The organism is Luteimonas sp. RIT-PG2_3 (genome assembly GCF_054902115.1).
In genome coordinates this window covers 37,441-43,821 of the sequence record NZ_JBUBPF010000020.1, presented here as the reverse complement: position 1 = coordinate 43,821, position 6,381 = coordinate 37,441, and the positions used below count along the sequence as shown (strand labels likewise).

Annotated in this window: 5 protein-coding genes; 3 read left to right on the top strand and 2 right to left on the bottom strand. The window is 66.9% G+C overall.

The window, feature by feature from the left end; translation table 11 throughout:
* Positions 1–101: 101 nt before the first annotated feature.
* Both sucD and sucC read right to left on the bottom strand, forming a co-directional pair.
* Positions 102–977: a succinate--CoA ligase subunit alpha gene (sucD, locus tag ACYX7E_RS18590; RefSeq protein WP_462082104.1), complete on the bottom strand. Its 876-nt coding sequence runs from the start codon at positions 975–977 to the stop codon at positions 102–104.
* A gap of 24 nt (positions 978–1,001) precedes the next feature.
* Entirely contained in the window at positions 1,002–2,165 is a 1,164-nt protein-coding gene (gene sucC / locus ACYX7E_RS18585) for an ADP-forming succinate--CoA ligase subunit beta (RefSeq protein WP_462082103.1), read from the bottom strand.
* Between the two features lie 180 nt (positions 2,166–2,345).
* Here sucC and ACYX7E_RS18580 point away from each other — a divergent pair, with 180 nt between their 5' ends.
* The 3 genes from ACYX7E_RS18580 to ACYX7E_RS18570 all read left to right on the top strand — a co-directional run bounded on the left by ACYX7E_RS18580 (position 2,346) and on the right by ACYX7E_RS18570 (position 6,365).
* On the top strand, positions 2,346–3,977 hold the full coding sequence (locus tag ACYX7E_RS18580) for a sensor histidine kinase (protein WP_462082102.1): 1,632 nt from the start codon (positions 2,346–2,348) through the stop codon (positions 3,975–3,977).
* A gap of 168 nt (positions 3,978–4,145) precedes the next feature.
* A complete protein-coding gene (locus tag ACYX7E_RS18575) occupies positions 4,146–5,579 on the top strand; it encodes a sigma-54-dependent transcriptional regulator (RefSeq protein ID WP_462082101.1) in 1,434 nt (477 codons plus the stop codon).
* 375 nt (positions 5,580–5,954) lie between these two features.
* Entirely contained in the window at positions 5,955–6,365 is a 411-nt protein-coding gene (locus tag ACYX7E_RS18570) for a pilin (RefSeq protein ID WP_462082100.1), read from the top strand.
* Positions 6,366–6,381 lie beyond the last annotated feature (16 nt).

Sequence of the window (6,381 nt, the reverse complement as noted above, 5' to 3'; positions counted from 1 at the left end):
GGCGCTCCCACAGAAGTGATCCGCACCTCTCCATCCGGACCAACGCGGCAACAAAAAGGCCGCCCGGGGGCGGCCTTCCTGCAACGCGCGACGGGCTGGACTCAGCCGGCCATGCGCTTGGCGATCGCGGCACCCAGATCGCCCGGGGACTTGACCGTGGTGACGCCCGCCGCTTCCATCGCGGCGAACTTGCCGGCTGCCGTGCCCGAGCCGCCCGAGGCGATCGCACCGGCGTGGCCCATGCGCTTGCCCGGAGGGGCCGACGCACCGGCGATGAAACCGACGACCGGCTTCTTGACGTGCTGCTTGATGTATTCGGCACCGGCTTCCTCGGCGTCGCCGCCGATCTCGCCGACCATGATGATGCCTTCGGTCTGCGGGTCTTCGTTGAACAGCTTCAGGCAGTCGACGAAGTTCAGGCCGTTGATCGGGTCGCCGCCGATACCGATGACGGTCGACTGGCCCAGGCCGGCAGCGGTGGTCTGCTTGACGGCTTCATAGGTCAGCGTGCCCGAGCGCGACACGATGCCGATCTTGCCCGGCATGTGGATGTGGCCCGGCATGATGCCGATCTTGCATTCGCCGGGCGTGATCACGCCGGGGCAGTTCGGACCGACCAGGGTCACGTCCGGATGGCCCTTGAGCACGTTCTTCACGCGCAGCATGTCCAGCACCGGGATGCCTTCGGTGATGCAGACGATGACCTTGATGCCGGCCGCGGCCGCTTCCAGGATCGCGTCGGCCGCGAACGGCGGCGGCACGTAGATCACCGATGCATCGGCACCGGTGGCTTCGACCGCTTCACGCACGGTGTTGAAGACCGGCAGTTCGATATGCGTGGTGCCGCCCTTGCCGGGGGTCACGCCACCGACGACCTTGGTGCCGTACTCGACCATCTGGGTCGCGTGGAAGGTGCCCTGCTGGCCGGTGAAGCCCTGCACGATGACCTTGGTGTTCTTGTTGATCAAAACAGACATTGATGGATTCCTGGTCTCGTGGGGTCAGGCAGCAACGGCAGCGACGGCCTTGCGGGCACCGTCGTTGATGTCGTCGGCCGGGGTGATCGCCAGGCCGGATTCGGCCAGCAGCTTCTTGCCCTCTTCGACGTTGGTGCCTTCCAGGCGCACGATCACCGGGATCTTGACGCCGACTTCCTTGACCGCGCCGATGATGCCCTCGGCGATCATGTCGCAGCGGACGATACCGCCGAAGATGTTGACGAAGATCGCCTCGACCTTGTCGCTGGACAGGATCAGCTTGAACGCCTCGGTCACGCGCTCCTTGGTGGCGCCGCCGCCGACGTCGAGGAAGTTGGCCGGCGAACCGCCGTTCAACGCAATGACGTCCATCGTGGCCATGGCCAGGCCTGCGCCGTTGACCATGCAACCGATGTTGCCGTCCATCGTCACGTAGTTCAGGTCGTACTCGCTGGCGCGCACTTCGGCCTCGTCTTCCTGCGAGGTGTCGCGCATCGCAGCCAGGTCCTTGTGACGGAACGTGGCGTTGTCGTCGGAGTTGACCTTGCCGTCGAGGGCATACAGGTCACCGTTGTCCAGGATGGCCAGCGGGTTCAGTTCGACCAACGCCAGGTCCTTCTCGTTGAACAGGGTGTACAGGCCGCCCATGATCTTGGCGAGCTGGTTGGCCTGCTTGGCGGTCAGGCCGATCTTGAAGCCGATGTCGCGGCCCTGGTAGGCCTGGAAGCCTTCGACGAAGCTGACGTTGAGCGTCTCGATCTTCTCGGGGGTCTCGGCAGCGACCTGCTCGATGTCCACGCCACCCTCGCTCGAGACGATATAGGTGATGGACTGGGTGCCGCGGTCGACCAGCACCGACAGGTACAGTTCCTTGGCGATTTCGCCGGCTTCGGTGACCAGCACCAGGTTGACCGGCAGGGCGACGCCCGCGGACTGGTAGGTGGCCATCTTGGTGCCGAGCATCTTCTCGGCCGCCGCCTTGACGTCATCGGTGGTCTTGCAGAACTTCACGCCACCGGCCTTGCCGCGACCGCCCGCGTGGATCTGCGCCTTGACCATCCAGGGGCCATTGCCCAAGGATTTGGCCGCTTCGACCGCTTCATCGGCCGTGGACGCGACGCGTCCGGCCGGCACTGGGATGCCGTAGTCGGCAAACAACTGCTTCGCCTGGTATTCGTGGAAGTTCATGTGGGGTCCGTCAACAGGGAGAGTGCCGCCGACGATGCCGGCCGCCAGGAGGCGGGGGGTCGTTGCGGGCCCGCTATTGTCCCCCATGTGCCTGCCCCGAGCAAAATCGGCAGGTCCCGGCCCGCACGGGCCGCAATCGGGCCCCTATACTCGCGGCGACCTCCCTGACTGCGCCGTACCGTGGCCCAACCTCCTGCGGAAGACATCTCGGACCACCAGTCGCTGCAGCGCGAGCTCTATCTGTTCGCGCTGTACCGGGTCCTCGCCGCGGCCCTGCTGGCGCTCCTCGTCTTCAGCCCGTTCGGCGACATGGTCGGCGGCATGGCCGACCCCTGGCTGGCAAGGACGCTGAGCCCAGCCTACCTGGTGATGTCGGTGGTGCTGCTGCTGTTCGCCCGCCGGGCGCGCATCGGCCTGTGGCTGCACGCCCTAGCCGGCGCCGCGGTCGATATCTCGGTGGCGATGCTGGCCACCCACGCGATCCCGCACGCCGCCTCGGGCATCGCCCTGCTGCTGCTGTTCAATGTCGCGGCGGCCTCGCTGTTCCTGCGCCTGCGGCTCGGCCTGGGGCTGGCCGCGGCCGCGTCGCTGGGCCTGCTGGCGGTGCAGCTGTGGAACCAGTTCTACGGCCTGGACACCGGCCGGCCGCTGGCGGTGATCCTGATGTTCGCGATCAGCTACTTCGCCGTCGCGACCCTGACCCACCAGCTCGGCAAGCAGATGCGGGCGACGCTGCGGCTGGCCAACCAGCGCGGTGCCGAGGCCGCCAACCTTGCCGAGATCAACGAGCTGATCATCCGCCGCCTGCGCACCGGCGTGCTGCTGGTCGACCGCACCGGGCATATCCGACTGGCCAACGAGGCCGCGCTCGGCCTGCTGCGCGACGACGACGACGCCAGCAGCCACAGCAGCTGCGATACCCAGGGCCGCACGCTGTCGCAGCTGGCCCCGGAACTGGCACTACGGCTGGCCGAGTGGCTCGGCAGCGGCAAGTCCGACGACACCCCGCTGGTCTATGGGCCGGACGATGCCGAAGTACTGCCGCGCTTCGCCCGCCTGCTAGCCAACAGCGACAACACCCTGATCTTCCTCGACGACACCTCGATGCTGTCGCGGCGCGCCGAGTCGCTGACCCTGGCCGCGATGGGCCGGTTCTCGGCCAGCCTGGCCCACGAGATCCGCAATCCGCTGGCGGCCATCAACTACGCCACCCAGTTGCTCGAGGAATCGCACGACCTCAGCACCTCGGACCGGCGCCTCCTGCAGATCATCCACCAGCAGTGCATGCGCACCAACGGCATCATCGAGAGCGTGCTCGGCCTGGCCCGGCGCGAGCGCGCCAAGCCCGAGCACATCGAACTGGTCGGCTTCGTGCGCAACTTCATGGACGATTACCGCATGGTGACGCCGGAAGAAAACGCACAGGTCCGCCAGGGCGGCGAGATGAGCCAGCTGCCGGTGATGTTCGACCCGCGCCACCTGCAGCAGATCGTCACCGCCCTGGTCAACAACGCCGTCAAGTACGGCCGCATGCCGGGCGAGATCGCCAAGATCATCGTGCACCTGGCGATCGAGGACGGCCGCCCGGTCATCAGCGTGCTCGACCGCGGCCCCGGCATCCCCGATGGCGTCGTCGCGCAGTTGTTCCGGCCGTTCTTCACCACCTCCGAGAACGGCACCGGCCTTGGCCTCTACATCGCCAACGAACTGTGCCGCGCCAACGAGTCGCATCTGGAGTACGTCTCCGTACCCGGCGGCGGCGCCTGCTTCCGCATCACCCTGCCGACCCAGCAGGCGCTGATGGCACGCTGAGCCGAAATTGCTACAGAGCCACGCTCGCGCCCATCGGCGCTGCTACCGGCCATCGAGCCCAGCCGCCCCCGGGACCGGCCGGCTTGACACCTGCCTATTCATCCCTCGCAAGCCGGGTCAGGAACTGTCAGTATTGGTCACATTCCGACCACCCGCCCCGAGCCGCCCATGAGTGACCAGCGCAGCGCCCTCATCGTTGATGACGAACACGACATCCGTGAACTGCTGGTGCTGACCTTGGGAAGAATGGGATTGCGCACCGACACCGCGCCAAACCTCAGTGCCGCGCGGCAGATGCTCAACACCGTGTCCTACGACCTGTGCCTGACCGACATGCGCCTGCCCGACGGCTCCGGGCTGGAACTGGTCAGCGAGATCGCCACGCGTTTCCCGGCCACGCCGGTCGCGATGATCACCGCCTATGGCAACGTCGAGGCCGCGGTCGAGGCCCTGAAGGCCGGAGCCTTCGATTTCGTCAGCAAACCGGTCGACATCAACGTGCTGCGCGGCCTGGTCCGGCAGGCGCTGGACCTCAACGAACAACGCCTGGCCCAGCCCGAAGAGGCCGGCCGCCTGATCGGCACCTCGGCCCCGATGGTCGAGCTGCGCCAGACCATCGGCAAGGTCGCCCGCAGCCAGGCGCCGGTGCATATCAGCGGCGAATCGGGCACGGGCAAGGAACTGGTCGCACGGACGATCCACGCCCAAGGCCCGCGCGCCGGCGGACCGTTCATCCCGGTCAACTGCGGCGCGATCCCCAGCGAACTGATGGAAAGCGAGTTCTTCGGCCACAAGAAGGGCAGCTTCACCGGCGCCAACAGCGACAAGCCCGGCCTGTTCCAGGCCGCCGACGGCGGCACCCTGTTCCTCGACGAAGTTGCCGAACTGCCGCTGCCGATGCAGGTCAAGCTGCTGCGTGCGATCCAGGAAAAAAGCGTGCGCCCGATCGGTGCCGCCAGCGAAGTCCAGGTCGACGTGCGCATCCTGTCGGCCACCCACAAGGACCTGTCCGCCCTGGTCAACGACGGCAAGTTCCGCCACGACCTGTTCTATCGCATCAACGTCATCGGCCTGGCCGTGCCGCCGCTGCGCGAACGCGACGGCGACCTGCCGCTGCTGTCGGCAGCCATCCTGCAGCGACTGGCCCAGGCGATGCGCATGCAGCCGCCGGAACTTGCGCCCGATGCGCTGGACGCCCTCGCCCGCTATGGCTTTCCCGGCAACGTGCGCGAACTCGAGAACATCCTCGAGCGTGCGCTGGCGATGGCGGACGGCTCGCGCATCCACGCCGCCGACCTGCACCTGCCGGCCAGCGGCGCCAACGCCCCCGGCCGTACGCCCGCGACCGGCGTGGTCGATTACGTCTCGCAGCCGGCTCCCGGCAGCGCCCCGCCCGCGCCACCGGCGGGCGCCGACCCGCGCAACCTGAGCCCCTACGACACCGCCAGCTCGGCACTGCCCTCGTACATCGAGGACATCGAGCGCGCCGCGATCCAGCAGGCCCTGCAGGAAAACCGCTACAACAAGACCCGCACCGCCGCCGCGCTGGGCATCACCTTCCGCGCGCTGCGTTACAAGCTGAAGAAGCTGGGTATCGATTGAGCGAGGCGGGGCCTGACGGCTGATCCTGACGACGATCAGATCGCTCGCGTCAGGACGCCCCGGCCGGCATCCGACGAACGGCAGGTCCCCAGCGGCTGCTTAGCGACATCAAACACCCGAAAGGACATGGCTCCCGCACTGGATTGGCCCCGTTGCGTCACTTTCTGACACGGCCACGTCAGATTTTCACCGTCACGATGTCCAGGAAGCGTGGGCAAGTCCTTGAATATCGTCCCTGCCGGCAAACGACCAGAGTTGGCACGCCTCCTGCGTATACCTCTCCTGCACGTGCACCGTCGCACGGCTGCCCACGGATCGGCAACAGCCAACCGACGGGGGCACGTGAACTTGCTTACCACTCCTAGGGGTTTCACCATGAAGAAGAACATGCAGGGCTTCACCCTGATCGAATTGATGATCGTCGTCGCGATCATCGCGATTCTGGCCGCCATCGCGCTGCCGGCTTACCAGAACTACGTCTCGCGTTCGCAGGTCACCGCCGGCCTGGCCGACATCCGCGGTGGCGTCACCGCGTTCGAAGAGATGGTCCAGCGTGGTAGTGGCGCGGCAATCACGACTCCTGACCGCATCGGCCTGCAGACGACCACGACGCGCTGCGGACCCATCGGCGTCACCGCCGGCTCGAACGGCACCATCAGCTGCACCCTCGTGGGCAACCCAACTGTCAACGGTCTGGCCATCACACTGACCCGCGTCAGTGCGACCGGCGCGTTCAATTGCACCTCCACCGTACCTGCGGACTTCCGCCCCCAAGGCTGCAACTAAACTAGGCATACGCCGT

Coding starts and splice junctions, on each gene's coding strand:
- sucC (WP_462082103.1), bottom strand. CDS start 2,165: ATGAACTTCCACGAATACCAGGCGAAGCAGTTGTTTGCCGACTACGGC.
- sucD (WP_462082104.1), bottom strand. CDS start 977: ATGTCTGTTTTGATCAACAAGAACACCAAGGTCATCGTGCAGGGCTTC.
- ACYX7E_RS18575 (WP_462082101.1), top strand. CDS start 4,146: ATGAGTGACCAGCGCAGCGCCCTCATCGTTGATGACGAACACGACATC.
- ACYX7E_RS18570 (WP_462082100.1), top strand. CDS start 5,955: ATGAAGAAGAACATGCAGGGCTTCACCCTGATCGAATTGATGATCGTC.